This window comes from Salinibacterium sp. NYA9b (genome assembly GCF_976973725.1).
Genome location: NZ_OZ333476.1, coordinates 2,416,789 through 2,440,658 on the forward strand (window position 1 = coordinate 2,416,789; position 23,870 = coordinate 2,440,658).

Below are 23,870 nucleotides of genomic sequence, written 5' to 3' on the forward strand. Positions count from 1 at the left end.
AGCCGTGGCTCCCCGTGCCGTGGGCTGCCAGAGTTCGCCGTTGCTTCAGAATCAAAGTTTCTCAATGGGAGCAATCTTGATCAGCAGGCGCTTTCGCCCTGCGGTGTCGAACTGAACGTCAGCGATGCTCTTAGGGCCAGCGCCCGTGACTTGATTCACGGTTCCGTCACCAAAATCAGTGTGGCGGATGCGGTCGCCCGCCGCCAGTGTGAGGTCACCGTTGTCGCGCACGGTTGCCGTGATGGGGCTGGCCCACTCGGTCTTGGCGCGCGGCGGTGCCGGAGGGAGACCGCCGGATGCCGCTGCCCGGAGCGAACCGGACCACGAACCTCCGCCACCGCTGCCGTCGCGGCGAGCGTTGAGCGCACGGGACTGGGTTCCGCCGCGCGAGTTCGCCATTCCGGGTGATTGCTTCCACTCGATAAGTTCGGTGGGAATCTCTTGAAGGTAGCGGCTCGGCATCGCCACGTTGACTTCGCCAAACTGGGCGCGGGTCATGGCGAGCGAGAGAAAGAGTCGCTTGCGGGCTCGCGTAATGCCGACATAGAACAGTCGACGCTCTTCGGCGGGACCGCCCGGCTCGTTGGCCGACATGCGGTGCGGCAGCAGATCTTCTTCGACGCCGGTGAGGAACACCGAGTCGTACTCGAGGCCCTTCGCGGTGTGCAGCGTCATGAGCGACACGGTTCCGCTGGAGTCATCCAGATCATCGGCCGCCGCCACGAGAGATACCTCGGTGAGGAAGTCGAGCAGGGTGCCGTCGGGGTTGTTCTTGCCAAACTCCTTCGTCACCGCCACGAGCTCGTCAACGTTCTCGGCGCGCGCTTCATCTTGCGGGTCTTGCGAAGCACGCAGTGCCGTCAGGTAACCCGAGCGCTCAAGCAACTCGGTCAAAATATCAGCGGGCTTGGATGTCTCCACCTTCGCCATCACTTCGTCGAGCACCTCAGCCAAACCGACGATCGCTTTCGTGACCTTAGGGCCGAGGCCGAGCTCGGAGGCGTTGCGCATCGCATCGCGCAAGGTCATACCCCGGTCATCCGCCCACGCCTGCAGCGCCGCTTCAGTCGCCGGGCCAATGCCTCGCTTCGGGGTGTTCATGATGCGACGCAAAGCCAGCGGATCGGCCGGGTTGGCGACCGCAATCAGATAGCCGAAGGAATCCTTGATTTCCGCGCGCTCATAGAACTTGGTGCCACCGAGCACTCGGTACGGCAGGGCCGCGCGAATGAAAATCTCTTCCAGCGCACGCGTCTGCGAGTTGGTGCGATAGAAGACGGCGACGTCTTTATACGCGACGCCCTGATCGTGCAGCTTCTGAATCTCGTCAGCCACAAACTGGGCTTCGTCGTGGCCCGAGTAGCCGGTGAAGCCCACGATCTTGTCGCCGGCACCCACGGTCGTGAAGAGCTTCTTGTCTTTACGATCGAAGTTGTGGGAGATGACCGCGTTGGCGGCATCCAAAATCGTCTGAGTCGAGCGGTAGTTCTGCTCAAGCAAGATCACGGTCGAGTTCGGAAAGTCGCGCTCGAACTCCACGATGTTGCGGATGTCGGCCCCACGGAACGCATAAATCGACTGGTCGCTGTCGCCGACCACCGTCAGCGATGCGGCATCCGCCTCGCTACTGGAGCCGGCGATGAGCACGCCGGGCGAGGTCTCGAATTGCTCGGGAGCCGGCGGCCGCGTCAGCTCGCGGATGAGCGAATACTGCGCGTGGTTGGTGTCCTGGTATTCGTCAACAAGGATGTGCTTGAAGCGACGTTGGTAGGTAGCCGCGATCTGCGGGAAGGCCCGAAACAGGTACACGGTCTGCCCGATGAGGTCATCAAAGTCGAAGGCGTTGGCGTCGCTGAGGCCGCGAGTGTAGCGACGGAAGACCTCGAGGAATTTCTTCTCTGTCGGGTCGCTCATGTTGGCATCCCGTGCGAAACCGTCGACGTCGGTTAGCTCATTCTTGAGCTGCGAAATGCGGTTCGCGGCCTTGCTGACCGTGAGGCCGAACATGTCGGCGTCGAGTTCTTTGAGAATCCGCTTGAGCAGAGCTTTGCTGTCGGCCGAGTCGTAGATCGTGAAGTTTTTGGAGAATCCGAAGGCTTCAGCTTCGCGCCGCAGAATGCGCACGCAGGCGGAGTGGAACGTGGAGATCCACATGCCCTCGGCGGTGTTGCCGACGATGGCACCTACGCGCTCCCGCATTTCGGCGGCAGCCTTGTTAGTGAAGGTGATGGCGAGAATCTGGCTCGGCCAGGCTTCTCCCGAACGCAACAGCCCGGCAATGCGCCGCGTCAGAACGCTCGTCTTACCCGAGCCAGCACCCGCCACGATCAGCAGCGAAGGCCCGCGGTATTCAACCGCCTCCCGTTGACGCGGATTCAGCCCGTCGAGCAGAGGGTCGCTAATGGAATCCCCGTCGTCAGAACGGCCAGGGTCGTGAGGGTCAAGAGCAGTCGTCATGGCCCCTCGACTCTACCCGCGCGCGGTGACGGCGAGGTCGGGTTGGTCAGCGAAGACACCGTCGAGACCGGAATCGAGGAGCATCCGAAACTCCGCTCGCCAGTCACCGTGTTGTTCTGGCTGCTTGCTCGAGCGCAAATTCTTGGGCAAGAAACGATTCTCGGCCCGCAGCGTCCAACAAAAGACGAGGAGTCCGGCCGCATGGGCGCGCTCGACGAGATCGTTGGTGCCGGTGAGGTTACCGGCGAGGTCTTTCACCATCAGCATCTTCTTATCGACACTGATTCCGTCGACTTCGCGGGCCAACTGTGCAAGCCCGTCGTCGCTGAGGTGATCGGCATAACTCCGCGCTTTCGAGCCGAAGCGGGCAATCAAATCTGACGGCGCCCCACTCGACTCGAGCAAGAACACGAGCTGGCCAAGAACCCCACGATCCCGGATGCTGTGCAGCACACTCTGCTCAAAAGACTCAATGATCAGATTGTCGGCTGTCGCCCACCCGCTCACGTCGCGAGCGAAGAGTTCGTCGAGCGGCAACCCGATTGACGCAAAGTAACTCGCGTGCTTAATCTCGGCCACGATCTTCAGCGGGCGACGCTCAGCCTCCGGATGCTGATCCACAACTTCGAGCAGGTCAGCCAATCGCAGAATGGGCGAGGCATCGTTGTGGGCGGTACTCGCCTGTCGCACCTCGGGCAGCCGCTCGCGAGCCCGCAGGGTGCTCAGTTCCTCCCACGTGAAGTCTTCGGTAAACCAGCCCGTCATCGCTGTGCCGTCGATGGTCTTAGACGTGCGGCGGTCCGCGAACTCCGGATGCTCCGCCACGTTTGTTGTGCCCGAAATCTCGTTCTCGTGGCGCAACACCAGCACGCCATCCCTCGTCGCCACAATGTCGGGTTCGACGGCATCCGCCCCGAGGGTGAATGCGAGCTCGTAGGCGGCTCGAGTGTGTTCTGGGCGGTATCCGCTTGCCCCGCGGTGCCCGATCACAAGCGGGCGAATGGTGGTGCTCATTGGCTCAAGAATATGCGTTTCGCGACCAACCACTAATATTTAGATATGCCCGAGTGTTCGTCATGCGCTGCAACAGTGCAACCGGAGTGGAAGTTCTGCATTTATTGCGGAGAACCCACGTCCGCTGATGCTGCGCGCCCGGCCCCTCTGGCGGCGAAACGAACAAGCCCTCTGGCGATTCTCGCGCTCATCTTGGCCGCGATTGGCGGGCCTCCCGCACTGATCTTCGGCCACTTAGCCCTTCGCCAGATCAAAGAGACGGGCGAACGCGGCAAAGCCATGGCGATCATTGCCACCGCTCTTGGCTACGTGTGGCTAGTCGTGTGGGCGATTCTGTTGTACTCGCTGCTCACCAATGGCCGCTAAGCCACCGACACCGAGACGGTTCCGGGAACCAACCCGGCGCCTTCCGCTGAAGTGGGGTCACTACGCTGACCGTTATTACGCGGGGTTAGTGCTCATCATCGCGGGCGCAATGCATCTGCAGGGCGCCAACAACTACACGCTCATCATTTTGCTCATCGGCACCACATCGACGGTCGTCGGGTACTCGATCATGCCCGCCAAAGGCTGGCGACGGATGATCGTGGCCCTGCCCGCCGTCACCCAAATCTGGCTCATGCTCACGGGCCCCATGTCGATGTGGACCCTCGTGATTCCGCTGCTGTGCTGGCTCATCGTGCGACACCGGCCGCTCATCTCGTATCTCGCGCTTGCCCTCCCGATTGCCAACGGCATCATCCTGCCGCGGTTCTATCAGGAGTACTCGCAGATGCCTCAGGCACTCGCCATTTCGTTCGTCGTTCTCGTGGCGGCAGCCTGGCTTGCTCGGCTGATCGCTGTCAGCGCAGCCTCCCGGCGCTAAAACGCGGCATTTCTCAGCGAACTCCGGTAGTTTTAAGGGTGCGTCACAAACGTGTGACACCACACCAACCAGAGGAATCATGGCACTCAATAACCCCGCTTTCTCCCGCGATGCTGCATTTAGCTCGCGCGGCGGAATCGCCGTCGCGAACCAGGTATCCAACCAAAAACTTAACGACATGTACAACCGTGAGTCGGCTCCCGACTCCGGCGATGTCATGACCGTCGAAGACACCATCGCTAAGACCGTAGGAGCCTTCGCGCTTCTGCTCGTCGGCGCCGCCATCGGCTGGATTGCCGACATGCCACTGTTGTGGATGGGCGCTGGTCTCGTGGGCTTCGTACTCGCCCTCGTCAACATCTTCAAGAAGCAGCCCTCCGGCGCCCTCGTCCTTGCCTACTCGGCGGTCGAAGGTGTTTTCGTTGGTGGCATCTCGCGTTTCTACGAGAACGCCTATAGCGGAGTCGTCACCCAGGCCGTCATTGCGACGATCGTCGTTGTCGGCGTCACGCTCGCACTCTTCGCGAGCGGCAAGATTCGTGCATCCAAGAAGGCCACCAAGGTCTTCCTCATCGCGATGGTCGGTTACATGGTCTTCGCGCTCGTGAACATGGTCATGATGCTCACCGGAGCGACCGACGACGCCTTCGGCCTCCGCAGCGCGGAAATCCCCATCCTCGGTATTCCGTTCGGTGCCGTTCTCGGTGTGCTCGTCGTCATCATGGCGGCGTACTCGCTCGTGCTCGACTTCGACTTCATCCAGAAGGGTGCCGCCAACGGCGCACCCCGCGCCTTCGGTTGGAAGGGCACCTTCGGCATCATGATCACCGTCGTGTGGCTGTACCTCGAGCTGCTGCGCTTCTTCGCGATCCTTCGCGACTAGCGCCACCGTCTCGCAACGACAAAGCCCCCGTCACTTCGGCAGTAGCCGAGTGACGGGGGCTTTGTCGTTAAAGCGCTATTCCCACTCGATGGTTCCTGGCGGCTTCGACGTGACGTCGAGAACCACGCGGTTAACCCCATCCACCTCGTTGGTGATGCGGTTAGAAATCTTGGCGAGTACGTCGTACGGAAGTCGAGTCCAGTCGGCGGTCATCGCGTCTTCCGACGACACCGGGCGAAGCACGATCGGGTGACCGTAAGTACGACCGTCGCCCTGCACACCCACTGAACGAACGTCGGCGAGAAGAACTACGGGGCACTGCCAAATCGTGTCATCAAGACCAGCAGCGGTGAGCTCGGCGCGAGCAATCGCGTCGGCCTTGCGCAGCAGCTCAAGACGGTCGTGTGTGACTTCACCGATGATGCGGATGCCGAGGCCGGGGCCAGGGAACGGCTGGCGGCCAACAATGACCTCCGGCAATCCCAGCTCGCGACCGATCGCACGCACCTCGTCCTTGAACAGGGTGCGCAGCGGTTCGACGAGCTCGAACTGCAAGTCTTCGGGGAGCCCGCCGACGTTGTGGTGGCTCTTGATGTTGGCGGTGCCGGTTCCTCCGCCACTTTCTACAACATCCGGGTAGAGCGTTCCTTGAACGAGGAACTTGACGGTGTCTTCGCTGCCCTTCGTCTCAAGCACGAGGGCTTCTGCGGCGTTCTCAAAGCTGCGGATGAACTCGCGGCCGATGATCTTGCGCTTTGTCTCGGGGTCAGTGACTCCGGCGAGAGCATCCATGAACTGGTCAACGGCATCAACGGTGACGAGTCGCACACCGGTCGAGGCGACGTAGTCCTCTTCAACCTGGCGACGCTCATCCTGACGCAGCAGGCCGTGGTCAACAAAAATGCAGACGAGTTGGTCGCCAACAGCCTTGTGCACGATCGCGGCAGCGACAGCGGAATCGACTCCGCCAGAAAGACCACAAATGACCTTGGCCGAACCGACCTGTTCACGAATACGGTCGACCTGCTCAGCGATTACGTTGCCGCTGTTCCAGTCGGCGGGGATGCCCGCAGCGTCGTGCAAGAAGTTTTCGAGCAGGTCTTGACCGTGCGTCGAGTGCTTGACCTCGGGGTGCCACTGAACGCCATACAACCCGCGCTCAACGCTGGAGAACGCGGCAACCGGAGTCGCTTCGCTGCTCGCCAACACGGCGAACCCTTCCGGAGCTTCAGTGACGGCATCGCCGTGACTCATCCAGACGGTTTGCTCTGACGGCTGGTCGCCCAAGAGGTTTCCACCACCGCCCTGAACAGTCATGTCGGTAGCGCCGTATTCGCGCAGCCCCGTCTTCGCGACGGTGCCGCCGAGCTGACGGGCCATCACCTGGAAGCCGTAGCAAATACCAAAGACAGGAACACCCAGCTTGAGGATGCCAGGGTCAAGGTCGGGCGAGCCAGGCTCGTACACGCTTGAGGGGCCACCGCTCAGCACGATGCCGGCTGGGTTCTTAGCCGCGATCTCTTCAGCGGTGATGGTGTGAGGAACAATCTCGCTGTACACGTTGGCTTCGCGAACGCGACGTGCGATCAATTGCGCGTACTGGGCGCCAAAGTCGACGACGAGCACGGGGCGAGCATTCGTGTCTGCGGATGTGGCCGTGGAGTCGGTCATGCAGTTGCCTTTGCGGAGTCAGCGCCGGCCGCTTTCGCAGCTGCAGCGGATTCGAGGGTCGCGATCTTCGTCTCAACGAGTCGCGGTACCTGACGTTCGAGGAAGAACGACAGAAAAGGGATGACACCACCGAGGGCGATGTAGAGGAAGCGCAGGAACGAGTAACGCGTGAGGCGCCACAGGATGAAGTCTGCGGCGACGTAGAAGACGTAAAGCCAGCCGTGAACGATCAGAATGATGGTCGATACGTTGATGCCCTGCACGAGCTCTTTTGGCGTGAGCGTCAAGAAAGCGGAAGGGCCGTTGAGCTCGATGTCGCCGCCCAGTCCGTAGCGAAAGATCATCATGAGGCACAGCACAAGCAGGAAGGTACCGGTGACGATCGACGACACCTTGTAGAACGAAAGAGTGCGTCGAATGCTGGGAATATCTGAAAGCCGGGGACCGAGAGCCATGGCTCTAGTCTACGGCCGCGTCAGAGCTGCGAGCTTCGCGCTCCTCTTCCCACACATCCCGCACAAGGCGGAACCAAAGGAAGACGGCGAATCCCGCGAACACTACCCATTCAACGGCGTAGAACACGTTGAGCAGGTTGAGCGAAACCTCGGTCGATGGCGGGGGCGAATCAATCGTCTCGAGACCTGCGGGAGCATCGAAGCTGATGACATATCCGCCGTAGGTTCCCGCCGGAACCTCTGACCACAGGTTCACGAGTTCAGAGACAGCGAGTGCGCTGCGCTCCCCCTCTTCAAAGTCAGACTGTTGGGGCGACTCGGTTGGCAGCAGCCTTCCGGTGATCGTCAGCGTGGTCGCCATCGTGTCTAAATCAGCGATAGCGGATGCCGCGGCATCCGCCGACTCGGCCCAGCCCAACGCGATGGCGATACTCGCACCGCTCGGTTCGACTCCATGAGCGACGACCCAGTAGCCCATTCCTTGGTTGTCGTTGTTGCGGTCGGAGAGGATGACGTAGTCGCCCGCAATGAGCTCAGCCGTGAGCGTGACCGTTTGACCTGTCGTGAGGTACGACAGCGGTTCTTGGGCTGTAGCGACCGAATCGAGTTCAACGACGCTCTCGCTCTGTTGCGCGGTGATCTCGCCACCCTCGAGGCTGCGGCTGAGCTGCCACTGGCCGAGGGCTGCGAAACTGGCGGCAATAGCGAGAGCCAAGACGAGGGCGCCGATCCAGCGCGGTCGACGCGCGATTTCCCACATCGTCGCTGGCTCAGTGCTGGGGGCTGGCGTGCTCAGGGGGGAATTGCTCGTACTCACTCGCTAACAATATCTGGTGCTGCGAGGCGAACCCTGTCAGCCGACTCGTCGTCGGGCTGCTTTTGGCTCGCCAATTCTGCATCGACCCGCTGTAGGTAGCGCTCAACTTCCGTCTGAGTACGGGCTTTATCCCACCCCAGCACACCAGCCATGAGTTCTGCCGCGACGGGCGCAGCGGAGACTCCGCGATCCCATGCCTCAATCGATATACGTGTGCGGCGAGCGAGCACGTCGTCGAGGTGAAGCGCGCCTTCGGCACTCGTGGCATACACGATTTCGGCTGCGATGTAGTCGTCTGCACCGGGGAGCGCTTCGGCCAGACTTGGCGTCGCGCGCACAAGCTCAAGCACCTCGGTGGCGAGCACGCCGTAGCGGTTGAGAAGATGTTCGACGCGCGACTTGTGCACGTCGTAACTGCGCGCGAGGGCGGCGCGCTTGTTCCATGCAGCCCGGTAGCCCTCCGCCCCGAGCAGTGCGACCTCTTCGGTGATGCTCGGCGAAATCTTGCCGTCGAGAGCGTCGACCGCGGCATCCACAGCGTCCTTGGCCATGATGCGGTAGGTCGTCCACTTGCCGCCGGCGACAACAACGAGACCGGGAACGCTGTGGGCGACAATGTGTTCGCGGCTGAGCTTTGACGTGAGGTCTGACTCCCCCGCGAGCAGCGGGCGGAGGCCAGCATAGACACCTTCGACATCATCACGGGTCAGCGGAACGGCCAGTACTTTATTGACATGCGCCAGCAAATAGTCGATATCGGCCGCCGTGGCAGCGGGATGCGCTTTGTCGAGATCCCAGTCGGTGTCGGTGGTGCCGATGAGCCAATGACGGCCCCACGGAATCACAAAGAGCACGCTCTTCTCGGTGCGCAGCAGCAGCCCCAGCTTCGATTGGAAACGATCGCGCGGCACCACAAGGTGCACCCCTTTGGACGCTCGCACCTTGAACTGGCCACGCGTACCGACCATCGCCTGAGTGTCATCGGTCCACACTCCGGTGGCGTTGACAACCTGCTTGGCGCGAACCTCAAACTTCTCGCCCGTCTCAAGATCGTGCGCCAGCACACCGACAACCCGCTCGCCGACCTTGACAAAATCTTCGACCCGAACACGGTTCGCAACGTGAGCGCCGTAGAAGCTCGCGGTGCGCGCGAGCGTCGATACATAGCGGGCGTCATCGACTTGAGCGTCGTAGTACGTAAGTCCGCCGCGGAAGGCATCAGCGCGCAAGCTCGGCGCCGCCCGCAGCATCTGGCCGCGCGTCAGGTGACGGTGATGAGGCACTCCGGGAGGTCGCCCACCCGTGTAACTCAGAAGATCGTAGAGCAACATTCCGGCACCGATATATAGCCGCTCAAAGATCGGCTTCGTCACCGGATAAAGAAATCGCACCGGCCGCACGAGATGAGGAGCAAGACGCTGCAAGAGCAAGCCACGCTCCTTGAGCGCTTCGCGCACCAGCCGAAAGTCGAGCTGTTCCAGATAGCGGATGCCGCCGTGCACGAGCTTCGATGACCGGCTCGACGTGCCCGAGGCCCAGTCACGCGCCTCAACCATGCCGACGTTGAGGCCGCGCGTCACGGCATCCAAGGCACTACCCGTGCCAACGATGCCGCCACCGATCACGAGGATGTCGAGTTCAGTGTCGCGCAGCGCCGCAATGGCTGCTGTTCGTTGCTCAGCGCTCAGTGGCGCTGTCGGGGCAATCGATCGAAGTGTGACCATTGTTTTCCTCCAGCGCCAGTTGACGTAAACGTGGGTTTAGCTACAGCGGATTGTACGGAGCAACAACAACATCGACCCGTTGGAATTCCTTGAGGTCGGAGTAGCCGGTGGTGGCCATCGAGCGACGCAGCGCACCGATGAGGTTCGACTGACCGTTCGGGTGTGACGATGGCCCGTTAAGGATTTCTGCGAGAGGAGCAAGCTGCCCAACTTCGACACGGTTTCCGCGGGGAAGTTCGGAGTGGTGCGCCTCTTGGCCCCAGTGGTAACCGCCACCAGGAGCTTCGGTCGCGCGGGCAAGGGTGCTGCCGAGCATGACGGCGTCGGCGCCGACGGAGATCGCTTTCACGATGTCGCCACTGGTACCGAGGCCACCATCGGCGATGACGTGAACGTAGCGTCCACCCGACTCGTCCATGTAGTCGCGGCGGGCGCCAGCAACATCGGCAACCGCTGTTGCCATGGGAGCGTGGATGCCGAGGGCAGTGCGCGTGGTGCTGGAGGCTCCGCCACCAAATCCGACGAGCACTCCGGCGGCTCCGGTGCGCATGAGGTGCAGTGCTGCGGTGTAGGTTGCGGCACCGCCCACGATCACGGGCACGTCGAGTTCGTAGATGAATTCCTTGAGGTTGAGCGGCTCAGTCGTCTTGGAGACGTGTTCGGCACTCACAGTCGTGCCGCGGATGACGAACAGGTCGACTCCGGCATCCACCACTGTTTGGTACAGCTCTTGTGTGCGTTGCGGGCTTAGTGCGCCAGCGACGGGCACTCCGGCTTCGCGGATCTCGGCGAGACGCTGAGTGACAAGCTCGGGCTTGATCGGCTCGGCATACAGCTGCTGCATCCGTGCGGTCGCCTGGTCGGCGGGCAACGAACGGATTTCTTCGAGAACGGGTTCGGGGTTCTCGTACCGGGTCCAGAGCCCTTCGAGGTCGAGCACTCCCAGCCCGCCGAGCTTTCCCATCGCAATTGCTGTTGCTGGCGAGACCACGGAGTCCATCGGAGCAGCGATCACGGGGATGTCGAACGTGTAGGCGTCAATCGTCCAGCTCACCGACACATCACGGGGGTCACGCGTACGGCGCGACGGCACAATAGCGATGTCATCAAAGGAGTAGACGCGGCGAGCGCGCTTGGCGCGGCCAATCTCGAAATCATTCACTACTCCAGCCTACCGCGCCGAGGATTGGGTGGAACCTGTCCACCATTGACAACCATTAAACAACTGTTTAGTTTGTTAAACATGCGTTCAAGATCGGATGACTCCACCACCAAAGCCCGCATCCGTGACGCCGCAATTCGTCTCATCGGGCGTAACGGGTTCGCCGCAACGAGCGCCCGCGCCGTAGCAACGGAGGCCGGCGTGAGCGCTGGCCTCGTCATCCACCACTTTGGAAGCATGCGCGAACTCAAAGCCGCGTGCGATGACTTCATCATCACGGAGGTCACCCACCGCAAAGCGGGACTGGGCGAAGGAGACGTGAGCGCGGCAGTAAGCGAGTGGTACGCCGACCTCGCCACCTTCGAGCCCTGGCTTATCTACCTGGGTCGCCTCTTCACCGATGACTCTGTCGCGGGCGCCGACCTCTTCGACCGCTTTGTCGAGATGTCCCACACGATGCTGCGCGAGGGAGTAGCCAGCGGCGCCATCACGCCAACCGCCGACGAGCACGCCCGCGCTGTACTCCTCGTCACCCACAGCCTGTCGACACTCACCCTGCAAAGCCACATCGCTCGCAGCCTCGGCAGCAGTCACTTCGGCCTCGACAGCCTCAGCCGCATGGGCAACGCCGCCCTCGAGCTCTACACCCACGGCATTTACACCCCCTCAACCACTCCCTCCTAGGAAGGACCGGGCTCCGGCCCCACCCATGACTTACGCCATAGAAACCCACGCGCTCACCAAGCGCTACGGCAGCAATAGTGCCCTCGACGGCCTCGACCTCGCCGTCGAAACCGGCAGCGTGTTCGGCATGATTGGTCCCAACGGCGCCGGCAAGACAACCGCCATGCGGCTACTGCTTGACATCATTCGCCCCACGTCCGGCAGCGCCACGGTGCTCGGCAAGTCCCCCATCGCTGGCGGTGCTGCGCTGCGCCGCGACATCGGATTCCTGCCGGGGGAACTGCTCCTCGAGGGCCGCATCACTGGCCGCTCACTACTCAAGCACTACGCCGCGATCAGCGGCCCCGTCGCGCCCGGCCGCATCGACGCGCTCTCTGAGCGTTTAGGGCTCGACCTCACCCGCCACGTACGCACTCTCTCCAAAGGCAACAAGCAGAAGCTGGGGCTCGTGCAGGCCTTCATGCACGAGCCGAAACTTCTCGTGCTCGACGAACCTACGAGCGGCCTCGACCCTCTGGTGCAACAAGAGTTCCTCTCGATGGTGCGCGAAGCCCAACACAATGGCCAAACGGTGTTCCTCAGCTCTCACGTCTTGAGCGAAATCCAGAACGCTGCCGATCAGGTCGCGGTACTGCGCAACGGCACCGTAGTAAAAGTCGGTGACGTTGCCAGCCTGCGAGCGAGCGCCATTCGCCGCGTTGTCATTGACTTCACGGATGCCGCAGCCGACGACATCCGCACGGCATTGATTGCGCTGCCTCAACTAGACAATCTCGCCGTCACCGCTGGCGATGTGGTGCAAGTCACCGGCACGGTCGAGGGACACATCGACGCGCTTGTCAAGGCGATCGCCCCGTTCCACGTGGTCGACCTCCGGGTTGAAGAGCAAGATCTCGAATCGTCAGTCATCGATCTCTACTCGAATGAGGCAACCAAATGAGTCAGCCTACGAGCGCCAGCTTTCTCCCGCTCACTCGCCGCAATCTCGCTGATTCTTGGCGTGGCCTGCTCGGCTGGACTGCCGGAGTTGCCGGCGCGATTTTCCTCTACGTTCCGTTGTATTCGTCGTTCTCGGGCGAGAACGCGGGCTTCGATGAGGTCATCAAATCGATTCCCGAGGGGCTTTCGAGCACTCTCGGTTTCGAGGACCTCACGAGCGGCGCCGGCTATGTCCAGGCCACGTTCCTCGGCCTGATCGGATTCGTTCTGTTCACCATTGCCGCCACGCTGTGGAGCTCGGCCGCAATCGCAGGCGACGAAGAATCGGGTTCGCTCGAACTCACTCTCGCCCACGGCGTCTCCCGAGTGCAGATCATGGTCGAGCGCAGTCTCGGCGTCATGCTCCGACTGCTATGGCTCAGCATCGTCTCAGCGCTGCTGATTCTCGCGCTCAACGATTCCTCGGGAATCGGCCTCGAGCCTGCCCACGTGGTCGCTGGATGCGCGGCGCTACTCGGTCTGGGAGTGCTCGCAGCCAGTTTCGGCCTCGCCGTCGGCGCCATCACCGGTCGCCGCGCCTTCGCCTCCGCCGCTGCGGCCGGAATCTCCCTGCTGGGCTACATTCTCAACTCGCTCGGCAACCAAAGTGCCGATGTCGAATGGCTCCACAACCTCTCCCCGTACCACTGGGCGTTCGGCAATTCACCGCTGAGCGAGGGAGTCGACGGGGGTTCCCTCGGCCTCATCTTCGGCATCTCGGCCGTTGTGCTCGCGCTCGGCGGAGTCGTCTTCAACCGCCGCGACGTCTCCGCTTAAGGGCGCACGCACACACCTCCCTTCACGACAGAAGGCCTGCTGGAAGCAATTGCTCCAGCAGGCCTTCAGCGTCTCTCGCTCACTCATTTCCGGGCGCAATGGCCAAGACGAGTGCGCGTGTTAGCGACGGTAGTTCGGCGCCTCAACAACCATCTGGATGTCGTGGGGGTGCGATTCTTTCAAGCCTGCGGCGGTAATCCGCACAAACTTGCCCTTCTGCTGGAGCTCCTCAATGGTGCGAGCTCCCGTGTAGAACATCGACTGACGAAGACCACCGAGCAACTGGTACATGACGGTGGAAACCGGGCCACGGTAAGGAACCTGACCCTCGATGCCCTCAGGGATGAGCTGGTCATCCGACGGCACATCAGCCTGGAAGTAGCGGTCGCGCGAGTAGGACGTCTTTTTGCCTCGCGTCTGCATGGCACCGAGCGAACCCATTCCGCGGTAGCTCTTGAACTGCTTGCCGTTGAGGAAGATGAGGTCGCCGGGGCTCTCATCGGTTCCGGCGAGCAACGAACCGAGCATGACGGTCTCAGCACCGGCAACGAGTGCCTTGGCGATGTCACCGGAATACTGGAGGCCACCATCAGCGATGACCGGGATGCCGGCCTCCCGCGCTGCGAGTGACGCTTCGTACACGGCGGTCACCTGCGGCACTCCGACACCGGCCACGACACGGGTCGTGCAGATCGATCCGGGGCCAACGCCGACCTTGACGGCATCCACCCCTGCATCGATGAGCGCTTGAGCACCCGCGCGAGTAGCAACGTTGCCGCCGATGATGTCGATCGCGTCAAACGACGAGTCAGCCTTGAGGCGACGAACGATATCGATCACGCCAGCGGACTCGCCATTGGCGGTGTCGACCACGATGAGGTCAACACCAGCATCGCGCAAGCGTTCGGCGCGCTCCCACGCGTCGCCGAAGAAACCAATTGCCGCTCCTACGCGCAGTCGTCCTTCTTCGTCTTTAGTGGCGTTGGGGTATTGGTCGGTCTTCTCAAAGTCCTTGACGGTGATGAGACCACTGAGCTTGCCTGCGTCGTCGACGAGAGGCAGCTTCTCGATCTTGTGCTTGTTCAGGAGGGCGATGGCGCCCTCGCGGTCGATACCGACTGGAGCGGTCACGAGCGGCGTCGTCGTCATGACGTCGCGCACGAGCACCGAATCCATATCTTCTGGCTCGATGAACCGCATGTCACGGTTCGTGATGATTCCGACGAGTGTTCCGTCTTCTTCCACGACAGGAAGACCAGAGACACGGAACTGGCCACAGAGGGCGTCCACTTCGGCAACAGTCGCTTGTTGCGTAGTTGTTACCGGATTGGTAATCATGCCCGATTCGCTGCGTTTGACCTTGTCGACGTAGGCCGCCTGATCGTCGATCGAGAGGTTGCGGTGAAGCACCCCAAGACCACCGTTGCGGGCCATCGCAATGGCCATTCGAGCCTCGGTAACCGTGTCCATTGCCGATGAAATAAGCGGCGAAGACACCCGGATTCTGCGGGTGAGACGTGAACTGGTGTCAGCATCGCTTGGAATTACGTCGGTGTGCCCGGGCAAAAGCATTACGTCGTCATAGGTGAGGCCGACGAAGCCGAAGGGGTCTGGCTGTTCCATGTTAAATCTTCCTTACGGCGGGAGCGCGAAACCGGTGATCTTGTGTTAAATCTCCGGCCAATCAATATTAACGGGTTTCATGCCAGAACATTCCCCCGCATAATGGCTTCACCGCTTTGTACCCGACAAGCATTTGTATGTCGGACCGCAATCGGCCGGTGTCGTCATTGCCGTCGACACGTCAGAACCCGCTGGGATTCTTGATTCCGGCTGGGTCCCTTCCTGGAGGTCCTGTGAACACAGCGGAATATCGCCGCACGCGACGGAAAAATAGACGAGGAGTGCTTGTAGCACTCATTGTTGCTCTTTCTGCCGCCTTCTCTCTGATGGCCATGCCTGCAATGGCCGACGAGGTTAACGTCGACGAATACGACAACAGCATCATCGGTAACGTCAAGCTCGAGAGCGTGGCGCTAGAGGGTGTACTTCTCACCATCTCTGGCGGCGGCTACGAGGTTGAAGTAGCCACGGATGCTGATGGTCGTTGGAAAGTCGGCGTTCCCGACGGTGACGAATTCACTGTCACGCTCAACGAAGACACGCTGCCCGAGGGCATTGCGGTAATCGACGAGGTGGGCGACGACGACACTCCCAACGTCAAAGAGGCGATGATCGGCCCCAGTGGCTCGACCGTCATGAACTTCTTTATCGGCCGCGGTGAACGTAACGTCACGAGCTTCTTCGATCAGTTCGTCGAACGTATCGTCAACGGCGTGAACTTCGGACTGATGCTCGGCCTCGCGGCCATTGGCATCTCGCTCGTTTACGGAACCACCGGGCTCTCCAACTTTGCGCACGCAGAAATGGTGACCTTCGGTGCGGTGATGGCACTAATTGTGTCGGTCGACCTCGGTTGGCCCGTCTGGATAGCGATACCCCTTGCCGTGCTCCTCAGCGCCGGCTTCGGGTGGTCACTCGATGCCGCGCTCTGGAAACCGCTGCGCAAGAAGGGCGTCGGTATCGTTCAGCTCATGATCGTGTCAATCGGTCTGTCGCTGGCACTGCGCTATACCTTCCAGTACTTCCGTGGAGGAGGAACCGAGCAACTGCCCGGCTCCGACTCCCCCGATATTCCGCTCTTCGGATCGGTATCGCTCAGCCAAACCAACATGATCAGCATGGTCATCAGCATCGTCGTGATCGTGATCTTCGCGTGGTGGCTCGTTAAGACCAAGATCGGTAAGGCAACTCGCGCCGTCTCTGACAACCCGTCGCTGGCAGCGGCATCCGGAATCGACGTCGACCAGGTCGTCCGTGTGGTCTGGATCCTCGCTGCAGCCATGGCCGGCCTCGCCGGTGTGCTGTGGGCCTACTTCCGTCCAGGCATCCGCTGGGATATGGGGGCGCAGATTCTGCTGCTCGTCTTCGCAGCGGTAACCCTCGGTGGACTGGGCACAGCATTTGGTGCGCTTGTCGGCTCGATCATCGTCGGCGTTCTTGTTGAGACGTCTAGCCTCTTCATCCCATCCGACCTGAAGTATGTGGGTGCGCTCGGCGTGCTCATCATCGTCTTGTTGTTCAGACCACAAGGCATCTTGGGTCGCAAAGAGAGAATAGGTTAGGGCCGCTCATGGATATTCTGCAAATTCTCTCCAACACCGGGTCATCACTGATTGCACCGGCAACGATCGGATACGCCCTTGCGGCGCTCGGACTTGCCATGCACTTCGGGTTCACCGGTTTGCTCAATATGGGTATGGCCGCCTTCATGGCGATCGGCGCCTATGGCTACGCGATCTCGATCCTCACCTTCGGTTTCCCGTGGTGGGGCGGCATGCTCGTCGGTGTCGGTGGCTCGCTTGTCTTCGCCCTGATCCTCGGTATTCCTACCCTGCGACTGCGCGGTGACTACCTGGCGATCGTGACCATTGCGGCCGCCGAGGTTGTGCGTCTGTTGTTCCTGACCACGACGTTCGACAAGTACACCGGCTCTGCCGATGGACTGAGTGGCTACCACGAGAGCTTCCGTGCGTTCAACCCGATTCCTGACGGCACCTACGGCTTCGGCCCGTGGGAGTACAACGCCAACGGCTGGTGGGTTCGCATCTTCGGAATCGCAATTCTGGCGCTTGCTGCCTTCATCCTCTGGGCTGTCATGCGCAGCCCGTGGGGTCGAGTGATCAAGGGAATCCGTGAAGACGAGGATGCCGTGCGCGCCCTCGGTAAGAACGTGTTCTCGTACAAGTTGCAGTCGCTCATGCTCGGTGGTGTCTTCGGTGCCATGGGTGGAATCATTTACGCCCTCCCGGCCTCGGTGAACCCCGGCGTGTATGTCACGTCGCTCACGTTCTTCGTCTATACCGCGTTGCTGCTCGGTGGAGCTGCAACGATCTTCGGACCGATTATCGGTTCGGTGATCTTCTGGGGTGTGCAAACCCTCCTGAGCAACCTGCTTCCCGCCATGGTCAACGTCGGCCTCTTGCCGTTCATGACCACGACGCAGTCGCAGACGGTGCGTTTCATCCTTGTGGGTGTGGCACTGATGTTGCTCGTGATCTATCGACCGCAGGGCATCCTCGGCAACAAGAAGGAGCTGACCTTTGTCAAGTAATGACGCATCGGCTGCGCCGGTGCAGCGAGCAAAGACAACCGGACTCCACAAGGGTGACATCGTTCCTGGTGTCGCCAAGGTCGACCCGATCATCATCGCTGACGGAATTCGTCGAACCTTCGGTGGCCTCACCGCGGTGAACGTCGACCACGTCGAGATCCCCCGCAATGCGATTACCGCGTTGATTGGTCCGAACGGTGCCGGTAAGACGACGCTGTTCAACCTTCTGACCGGCTTCGACAAGCCCGACGAAGGCAAGTGGACTTTCGATGGCCACTCGCTTGCCGGAATGGGCGCGCACAAAGTGGCCGGCCTCGGCCAGGTGCGCACGTTCCAGCTGACGAAGGCCCTCGGGCTCTTGACGGTTCTTGAGAACATGAAACTCGGCGCAAAGGATCAGATCGGGGAGAACATTTTCCGCGCCATGATCCCCAGCCTCTGGCGCAAGCAAGAAGCCGAAATCGAAGAACGCGCAATCGTTCTACTCAAGAAGTTCAAGCTCGACGCCAAATCGTCTGACTTCGCCGCCAGCCTTTCCGGTGGTCAGCGCAAGCTGCTCGAGATGGCTCGCGCCCTCATGAGCCAGCCGACGCTGGTGATGCTGGATGAGCCCATGGCCGGGGTTAACCCCGCGTTGACTCAGTCGCTGCTCGACCACATCCTCGACCTGAAGGAAGAGGGCATGACGGTGCTGTTCGTCGAGCACGACATGCACATGGTGCGTCACATCGCCGACTGGGTAATCGTGATGGCTGAAGGTCAGGTCGTTGCTGAAGGTCCCCCGGATGAGGTCATGAAGAACCAAGCCGTCATCGATGCGTACCTCGGTTCGCATCAGGATGTCGACTTGGGAATCGTCACGGGCCGCATCGAAGGCGAACTCAACACTGAAGCGATCGAACTCGCCGCGGAGGTCAAACACCTCGACGAAAACATCGCTAACCGCAAGGAGACCGGCAAGTGAACGCAATCCCTACCGAGAATGCGGTTGTCCACGTCAAGGACCTGACCGCAGGGTATCTGCCCGGCGTCGACATCCTCAACGACTGCAATTTGGTCGCTAACCCGGGTGAACTGATCGGAATTATTGGTCCGAACGGTGCCGGCAAGTCGACCCTGTTGAAGGCAATCTTCGGCCAGGTACAGGTGCGCGGCGGATCAATCACCCTCAACGGTGACAACATCACCGGGCTCAAAGCAAACAAGCTTGTAGCGCGCGGTGTTGGCTTTGTTCCGCAAAACAACAACGTGTTCCCGAGCCTGACGATCGAAGAGAACCTTCAGATGGGGCTGTACCAAAACCCCAAGATCTACGATGAGCGTCTCGAATTTGTGACTGGCATCTTCGCCGAGTTGAAGTCGCGCCTCAAGCAGCGCGCGGGTTCACTCTCGGGTGGAGAACGCCAAATGGTCGCCATGTCTCGCGCACTCATGATGGATCCGCACGTTCTCCTTCTCGACGAGCCGTCTGCTGGACTCTCGCCAGTGAAGCAGGATGAGGCATTCATCCGCGTATCGGAGATCAACAAGGCCGGCGTGACCACGATCATGGTTGAGCAGAACGCACGTCGTTGCCTGCAAATCTGTGACCGCGGCTACGTTCTCGACCAGGGCCACGATGCCTACGAAGGCACCGGGCGCGAGTTGCTCAATGACCCCAAGGTTATTGGCCTCTACCTCGGAACCCTCGGCACCTAGCCACCAGCACTTCGCAACACCTGATGCCCCGCCCGGATTCGTCCGGACGGGGCATCACTGCGTTAAGGGCGACCCTCTCATCCGCTCCGCAGCTCAGCTTCACGGCTCGCCATAGGGCTAGAGAGCGCCACGCTGCCCGCTAAGCCGCGTTTGCACCCCTCGGCGGGTTGATATTCACGCACAGCCCTTTCGCGTCCACACGACGGCTCCTGACGCTGTTTCAGGTTTGGTTCACCGCTAGTGACTTCCGTGAAAGAAATTCAGCACAACATCCGAACGCGGGGCGCACGAAAAAGGCCCCAACCCGGTGAGGGTTGGGGCCTTTCTCTGAGCTAACTTACGTTCTCTGAGAGAGTGACTCTCGGAGAGATTTAGTAAGCGCTGTAGGTGTTGTCTTCACCGTACTGGTAGATACCAACCTGAGCTTCGGTGGGGTCACCGAGCTCATCGAAGGTGATCGGACCAGAGATGCCGTCGTAGTCAGCTACGTCGCCACCGTTGATGATTTCTGCACAGTCAGCGAAAGTGGTGCACTTCTCGCCGTTGCCCGAACCACCCGATACTTCCTGAAGCTTCTCAGCGATTGCTGCGGAGTCGGTGGAACCGGCTGCGAGCGATGCGAGAGCAAGAAGGATTACCGAGTCGTAGGACTCTGCTGCATAGCTGAACTCTTCGAGCTCAGGCTGTCCGGATTCGACCCAGAAGTCGTTGACGGCCGACGTGAAGTCAGCAATCGTGTCGACGCTCAGGCCGGGAAGAGTTCCCTTGGCGCCCTCGAGGGTTCCAGTAGCAAACTCGTCACCGAAGTTGGCGAGGTTACCGTCTACGAAGTAGAGGTTCTCGGCCGGGAAGCTGCTGACGATGCTCGGGAGCATGGTCGAAACTTCTTCGAACGTGATCAGCGCGATGGCGTCAGGGTCAGAAGCAAGAACTTCAGAGATCTGAGCATCGAACGTGGTGTCACCGGTGTTGTAGGTGGGCTGTGAAACAACTTCACCACCGGCGGCTTCGAATGCTTCCTGCGTGTAGCCGGCAAGACCGGTTCCGTAGGAGTCATTGAGAACGATCATGCCGAGGGTCTCGTGACCATCGCCAGCGATCAGGTTACCGAGAACCTCACCCTGAAGCACGTCGGAAGGAGCGGTACGGAAGTACAGGCCCTTGTCGTCGTACGTCGTGAATGCGGCCGAGGTGTTTGCCGGCGAGAACTGGATTACTCCAGCGCCAACAACCTGGTCAATGAACTGAAGCGAAACACCCGAGGATGCTGCACCAAGAATTGCGGAAACGTCTTCACCGAGCAGGCGAGGGATTTCAGTCTCGTATGCCTTGTTGTCGGTGTCACCGGAGTCGCCCTGAATGAGGTCGATCTGGATGCCAGCGTCGGCTTCGTTGATCTGCGACGCTGCGTACTCGGTTCCTGCGATCTCGGGCGGGCCGAGGAATGCGAGGTTACCGGTTACGGGCAGTGCCGTTCCAAGCTTGAGGGACAGTTCGCCACCCTCGGATCCAGTGGAGGTTTCTCCACCGTCAGTAGCACAGCCAGCCAATACCAGTGCGCTTGCACCGACGATTGCGAGACCGCTCAACAGGGTCCGCTTGGACCGTGATGGGGAGGCCGTAGCCTTCGCGAATACGCTCATGTTGCTCCTTGCGTTTCGAATGTGTTCAGGAATCAAATGTGGCACTACCGTGTCACCACACTGTCAAGCTATGCCCACCCGGCACATCCGCACAATACGTCTGTACTACAGCCTTGTAACGCTCTTGGGAATCGTTACCATTCGTAGACTTTGAGAAACAAGGGCGTTTCTCAGTTAATCCGGGTGTACACGTTGTCGCTACCGTACTGGTAAATCCCAATGATGGCGCCCTGTGGATCACCATTGTCATTGAGGGTTATCGGGCCTGAAACACCGTCGTAATCAACGGTGCGCCCATCGAGCACAATCTTCGCGGCATCCGCAAATGTTGTCGCCACTTCGCCGTCACCACTGCCACCAGAGACCTCTTGCAGCTTGCTCGAGATTGCTTCTCCCGAAATTTTCTGCGAGGCCAAGGCCGCCAAGCTCGCGAGGATGACCGCGTCATAGCTCTCAGCGGCGTAGCTGAAGTCCTTGAGGCTGGGGTTGATTTCCAGCAGTCGATCGGTGAAGTCCGAGATCGTCGAAACATCAAGCCCCGGATGCGTCACGATGGAACCGGTCAGGCTGCCCGCCGCGAATCCCGAGCCACGCTCGCCGAGCGATAGCCCGGTAAAGAAGAGCTGGTCGCCCGAGTAACCGGCAGCGATGAAAGCCTTGGCAATCTTCTCGGATCGCTTTGAACCCACGATTGCTACGGCATCCGGTTTGGCTGCGATCGCTCGATCGATCTGCTCATCGAGATCGATTGCGCTCTCATCGATCATCTCTTGCGAAAGCAATTCGCCACCACCACGCAAGAATGCCTCACTCAAGGCACGCGGGAGAAGCGGTTCACACAGGGTGTCCTCGGAGAGGATCGCAATCGAGCCCTCACCAATACGCTCTGCCATCTCATTGCCTAATGCGGTGCCTTCGAGCGCGCAGGACGGCGAGGTGCGCCAGTACAGGTTGTTGTCACCGTAGTTGGAGAAGTCAGGAGAATCGTTCGCCGGCGAGATCTCGACAACGCCCGCTTCCGTGATCGTGTCGATCACTTTCTTGGAAATACCGTTGGAGAGTCCGCCGATAATCACCGTCGCGCGAGCAGCGAGCAACTCCGTGACGGCATCCTCAGCGGTCGTTCCCGTGGAGTCGCCGGAATCAGCCGACTCCACGTTCACCGTGAGCTTGGCATTGGCGTCATTCACATCTTGAGCAGCCAATGCGATCGCAGCAGACACTGCCGGACCGAATTTGTCGAGCGCTCCCGACTCGGGCACCAGGGCTCCGACGGTGAGAGTCAAATCTTTGGGCGCAGGGGTCTCTTCAACCGGCGCCTCGGCCGAGCATCCGCTCAACACAAGGGCCGCAGCGATAACGCCTGCAACTGCCGTGAACCCGCGTCGGGTTCGCAACGACACGCGTGATCCATAGGGCATGGATGTCATCACAGTCGCTCCTATCTACCACCCCCAACAGAGAGCGGCATTGTTACGGTACTGGCCAATGCTGAAAAGAAGAACTCAGAGCGGGCCATTTATGGGCACAATCTCGCCCCCAATCCGGGCGGCACTCGACCTAGCCGACGATTGAGCCAGTCTTATAGACGAACTTATTTTCGCCGTCATAAGTGTAGTAACCCCAGAATGCGGGCTCTACGTTGCCACCAGGAGTGAAGTTCACGGGGCCAGAAACACCGTCGTAGTCGATGTCGTTCGTGGTCTTGAGCACTTCGAGGCATTCCTCAAAACTCAGACATTTCACACCGCTTTTCGAGACATCGTAAAGCGAACCGGCGATGGCCTCACCCGCATCGTCCCCCGCCACGATTGCAGCGAGCGCCGCCACCATCGTGGCGTCATACGCTTCGGCCCCGTAGCGGTAGGTTGTCAACTTTGAGTTGGTGGCCTTGAGCGTGGCGGTGAAGGTCTTCGACGGCTGAACTCCCTCAATCACCCCGCGAACGCCCTTGAGCGTGCCGTTCTTGAACGCTTGCGAATAGTCGCCCGTGTTCAGCGAGGTGAGCCAGAGCTCCGAACCCTTATATCCGGCCGCGATGATCTTCTCGATGGCGGCCTTCGTTGCCTTCTCAGCTTCATAGGTCGACCCGATCACCACGATGTCGGGTTCTGCCTTCTTCACGCTGGCGGTGATCGTGTCGAACTTCGTCGTTGCACTCGTGAAGACCTCATCCGCGACGAGTTCGGTGTCGTACTCGGCGAGTGCTTCGACGAACGTGTCGTGCAGCGCTACGCCCTCCTCATCGTGGATATAGACAAAAGCGATTCTCTGCGTTGTGTCGCCACCAGCCAATGCCTCCGCTAGTGCGTACCCCTGTTGGTCGTAGGCAGGAATGGTGCGGAAAAAGTACCCGTCGTCAAAAACGTCGTCGAGACTCGACAGCGTCGCGGCAGGAGAAATGAGCGGGATCTTCGCCTCTATCGCCAACGGGATCGCTCGCTGCGCCAGCACCGACGATGACGGGCCGATCACCACGTCGACATCCTTTGACACCAGGGTCTTGAAACCCGATTCCAGCTTCGCGTTCTTGGCCTCGCCCGAATCGACCGCCACAATCTCGACAGGCTCACCGTTCACTCCCCCGGCAGCATTTATTTCTTTCACCGCTGCCGCAACACCCGCTTTTTGCGCTGCAGCCAAGAAGGAGAACGTGCCACTGGTAGGAAAGATCGTTCCAATGCGAAGAACGCCATCGCCCGTCGGCGTCACGACCGGAGCGGGAGTTGCCGTTGGCGTTGATGCCGCAACCGGCGTTGCCGTGGGCGTCGGTGAACTGCACGCTGCGAGAACCACAACGATAGTTGCCGCCACAATCACACGTCGAGTCGTGCGAAACCTCGTCATTGATTTACCTCTCTCGGTGCC

General features: G+C 60.5%; 21 protein-coding genes. 10 read left to right on the forward strand and 11 right to left on the reverse strand.

Annotated features, from left to right (window positions below):
- Positions 1 to 51: 51 nt before the first annotated feature.
- Together ACWFSR_RS11620 and ACWFSR_RS11625 are read right to left on the reverse strand one after the other, a co-directional pair.
- Entirely contained in the window at positions 52 to 2,457 is a 2,406-nt protein-coding gene (locus ACWFSR_RS11620; RefSeq protein ID WP_447522428.1) for an ATP-dependent helicase, read from the reverse strand.
- Between the two features lie 12 nt (positions 2,458 to 2,469).
- The gene (locus ACWFSR_RS11625; RefSeq protein WP_447522429.1) at positions 2,470 to 3,471 is read right to left on the reverse strand and encodes a glycerophosphodiester phosphodiesterase family protein; all 1,002 of its coding nucleotides are present in this window, start codon (positions 3,469 to 3,471) and stop codon (positions 2,470 to 2,472) included.
- 75 nt (positions 3,472 to 3,546) lie between these two features.
- Here ACWFSR_RS11625 and ACWFSR_RS11630 point away from each other — a divergent pair, with 75 nt between their 5' ends.
- The 3 genes from ACWFSR_RS11630 to ACWFSR_RS11640 all read left to right on the forward strand — a co-directional run bounded on the left by ACWFSR_RS11630 (position 3,547) and on the right by ACWFSR_RS11640 (position 5,219).
- Positions 3,547 to 3,837, forward strand: a complete 291-nt coding sequence (locus ACWFSR_RS11630; RefSeq protein ID WP_197109505.1) for a DUF4190 domain-containing protein — start codon at positions 3,547 to 3,549, stop codon at positions 3,835 to 3,837.
- A gap of 88 nt (positions 3,838 to 3,925) precedes the next feature.
- Positions 3,926 to 4,336, forward strand: a complete 411-nt coding sequence (locus ACWFSR_RS11635; RefSeq protein WP_231599646.1) for a hypothetical protein — start codon at positions 3,926 to 3,928, stop codon at positions 4,334 to 4,336.
- A 79-nt stretch (positions 4,337 to 4,415) separates the two neighbouring features.
- Entirely contained in the window at positions 4,416 to 5,219 is an 804-nt protein-coding gene (locus tag ACWFSR_RS11640; RefSeq protein ID WP_197109503.1) for a Bax inhibitor-1/YccA family protein, read from the forward strand.
- 75 nt (positions 5,220 to 5,294) lie between these two features.
- On the opposite strand, the gene guaA is transcribed toward ACWFSR_RS11640, so the two are convergent.
- From guaA to ACWFSR_RS11665, 5 genes are read right to left on the reverse strand one after another with little or no spacing between them, the layout of a single operon-like run.
- Entirely contained in the window at positions 5,295 to 6,890 is a 1,596-nt protein-coding gene (gene guaA, locus ACWFSR_RS11645) for a glutamine-hydrolyzing GMP synthase (protein ID WP_197109502.1), read from the reverse strand.
- Entirely contained in the window at positions 6,887 to 7,345 is a 459-nt protein-coding gene (locus tag ACWFSR_RS11650) for a DUF3817 domain-containing protein (protein WP_197106400.1), read from the reverse strand. The genes guaA and ACWFSR_RS11650 overlap by 4 nt, the downstream gene beginning before the upstream one ends.
- A gap of 4 nt (positions 7,346 to 7,349) precedes the next feature.
- A complete protein-coding gene (locus ACWFSR_RS11655) occupies positions 7,350 to 8,162 on the reverse strand; it encodes an SURF1 family cytochrome oxidase biogenesis protein (protein ID WP_447522430.1) in 813 nt (270 codons plus the stop codon).
- The gene (locus ACWFSR_RS11660) at positions 8,159 to 9,886 is read right to left on the reverse strand and encodes a glycerol-3-phosphate dehydrogenase/oxidase (RefSeq protein WP_447522431.1); all 1,728 of its coding nucleotides are present in this window, start codon (positions 9,884 to 9,886) and stop codon (positions 8,159 to 8,161) included. The genes ACWFSR_RS11655 and ACWFSR_RS11660 overlap by 4 nt, the downstream gene beginning before the upstream one ends.
- A 40-nt stretch (positions 9,887 to 9,926) precedes the next feature.
- Positions 9,927 to 11,048, reverse strand: a complete 1,122-nt coding sequence (locus ACWFSR_RS11665; protein WP_197106402.1) for a GuaB3 family IMP dehydrogenase-related protein — start codon at positions 11,046 to 11,048, stop codon at positions 9,927 to 9,929.
- Between the two features lie 81 nt (positions 11,049 to 11,129).
- Here ACWFSR_RS11665 and ACWFSR_RS11670 point away from each other — a divergent pair, with 81 nt between their 5' ends.
- Genes ACWFSR_RS11670 through ACWFSR_RS11680 form a run of 3 tightly spaced genes read left to right on the forward strand, consistent with a single transcriptional unit; the run spans position 11,130 to position 13,487 of the window.
- Positions 11,130 to 11,732 carry a TetR family transcriptional regulator gene (locus ACWFSR_RS11670; RefSeq protein ID WP_447522432.1) on the forward strand — a complete coding sequence of 201 codons (603 nt, stop codon included), beginning with the start codon at positions 11,130 to 11,132 and terminating at the stop codon, positions 11,730 to 11,732.
- Positions 11,733 to 11,757: 25 nt separating this feature from the next.
- Positions 11,758 to 12,672: an ABC transporter ATP-binding protein gene (locus ACWFSR_RS11675; RefSeq protein ID WP_197106404.1), complete on the forward strand. Its 915-nt coding sequence runs from the start codon at positions 11,758 to 11,760 to the stop codon at positions 12,670 to 12,672.
- Positions 12,669 to 13,487 (forward strand): ABC transporter permease subunit, encoded by an 819-nt coding sequence (locus ACWFSR_RS11680; protein ID WP_447522433.1) that lies wholly within the window; start codon positions 12,669 to 12,671, stop codon positions 13,485 to 13,487. Before ACWFSR_RS11675 ends, ACWFSR_RS11680 begins: the two co-directional genes overlap by 4 nt.
- Before the next feature lie 120 nt (positions 13,488 to 13,607).
- Here the strand turns inward: ACWFSR_RS11680 and guaB are convergent, their stop codons facing one another.
- On the reverse strand, positions 13,608 to 15,110 hold the full coding sequence (guaB, locus tag ACWFSR_RS11685) for an IMP dehydrogenase (protein ID WP_197106406.1): 1,503 nt from the start codon (positions 15,108 to 15,110) through the stop codon (positions 13,608 to 13,610).
- A gap of 281 nt (positions 15,111 to 15,391) precedes the next feature.
- Here guaB and ACWFSR_RS11690 point away from each other — a divergent pair, with 281 nt between their 5' ends.
- Genes ACWFSR_RS11690 through ACWFSR_RS11705 form a run of 4 tightly spaced genes read left to right on the forward strand, consistent with a single transcriptional unit; the run spans position 15,392 to position 19,359 of the window.
- Entirely contained in the window at positions 15,392 to 16,672 is a 1,281-nt protein-coding gene (locus ACWFSR_RS11690; RefSeq protein ID WP_197123279.1) for a branched-chain amino acid ABC transporter permease, read from the forward strand.
- An 8-nt stretch (positions 16,673 to 16,680) separates the two neighbouring features.
- On the forward strand, positions 16,681 to 17,661 hold the full coding sequence (locus ACWFSR_RS11695) for a branched-chain amino acid ABC transporter permease (RefSeq protein WP_197106408.1): 981 nt from the start codon (positions 16,681 to 16,683) through the stop codon (positions 17,659 to 17,661).
- The gene (locus ACWFSR_RS11700) at positions 17,651 to 18,625 is read left to right on the forward strand and encodes an ABC transporter ATP-binding protein (protein ID WP_197106409.1); all 975 of its coding nucleotides are present in this window, start codon (positions 17,651 to 17,653) and stop codon (positions 18,623 to 18,625) included. The genes ACWFSR_RS11695 and ACWFSR_RS11700 overlap by 11 nt, the downstream gene beginning before the upstream one ends.
- Positions 18,622 to 19,359, forward strand: coding sequence for an ABC transporter ATP-binding protein (locus tag ACWFSR_RS11705; protein ID WP_197106410.1), 738 nt, complete (start codon positions 18,622 to 18,624; stop codon positions 19,357 to 19,359). Before ACWFSR_RS11700 ends, ACWFSR_RS11705 begins: the two co-directional genes overlap by 4 nt.
- Before the next feature lie 371 nt (positions 19,360 to 19,730).
- On the opposite strand, the gene ACWFSR_RS11710 is transcribed toward ACWFSR_RS11705, so the two are convergent.
- From ACWFSR_RS11710 to ACWFSR_RS11720, 3 genes are all read right to left on the reverse strand, one after another.
- Positions 19,731 to 21,002, reverse strand: a complete 1,272-nt coding sequence (locus tag ACWFSR_RS11710; protein ID WP_447522434.1) for an ABC transporter substrate-binding protein — start codon at positions 21,000 to 21,002, stop codon at positions 19,731 to 19,733.
- A 170-nt stretch (positions 21,003 to 21,172) separates the two neighbouring features.
- Positions 21,173 to 22,432: an ABC transporter substrate-binding protein gene (locus ACWFSR_RS11715; RefSeq protein ID WP_447522435.1), complete on the reverse strand. Its 1,260-nt coding sequence runs from the start codon at positions 22,430 to 22,432 to the stop codon at positions 21,173 to 21,175.
- 130 nt (positions 22,433 to 22,562) lie between these two features.
- Positions 22,563 to 23,849, reverse strand: a complete 1,287-nt coding sequence (locus ACWFSR_RS11720; RefSeq protein WP_447522436.1) for an ABC transporter substrate-binding protein — start codon at positions 23,847 to 23,849, stop codon at positions 22,563 to 22,565.
- Positions 23,850 to 23,870 lie beyond the last annotated feature (21 nt).